1 pseudogene is annotated in these 419 nt (G+C 53.0%); it reads right to left on the reverse strand.

The window, feature by feature from the left end:
* Nucleotides 1–419: pseudogene (locus L1076_RS26870) on the reverse strand (hypothetical protein); the annotation flags it as partial.

The raw sequence follows: 419 nt of genomic DNA on the forward strand, positions 1-419 counted from the left end.
TTTGCGCTTTGATTTCTACGCTCACCGTTTGGCCATCAAAGCGAGTTGACGTCCCTGCAATCTGTAATGAGGCCGCATTACTACCATCCACATTACCTACTGGCGTGATCGCCAAGGTTGGTGTGATTGGCATAGAGTGGCTGCTGTCTTCTGCGCCTGTGTTGCCTGATAGGTCTTGGTAGTCTTTGACTACCAAGCCTACGGTCAGCTCAGACGACACTGGCACGACAACGTCACCAGTCCAGACTTTCGCATCCGCTGTTTTGGTCAGCGTGACGGCGGAACCACCCAACTCTGCACTTGCTGCTTGCAGCGCTTTATCAAACTCCAGTCTGACCGCGACACTTTGCCCTTCCAACTGGTGTGTTGGATTGAAGGTCGCATTGGTCAAGGTTGGCAATGCCTGCGATAGCGTGAAC

Origin of the sequence: Vibrio sp. MMG023 (genome assembly GCF_021654215.1) — a bacterium.
Taxonomy (GTDB): domain Bacteria; phylum Pseudomonadota; class Gammaproteobacteria; order Enterobacterales; family Vibrionaceae; genus Vibrio; species Vibrio jasicida.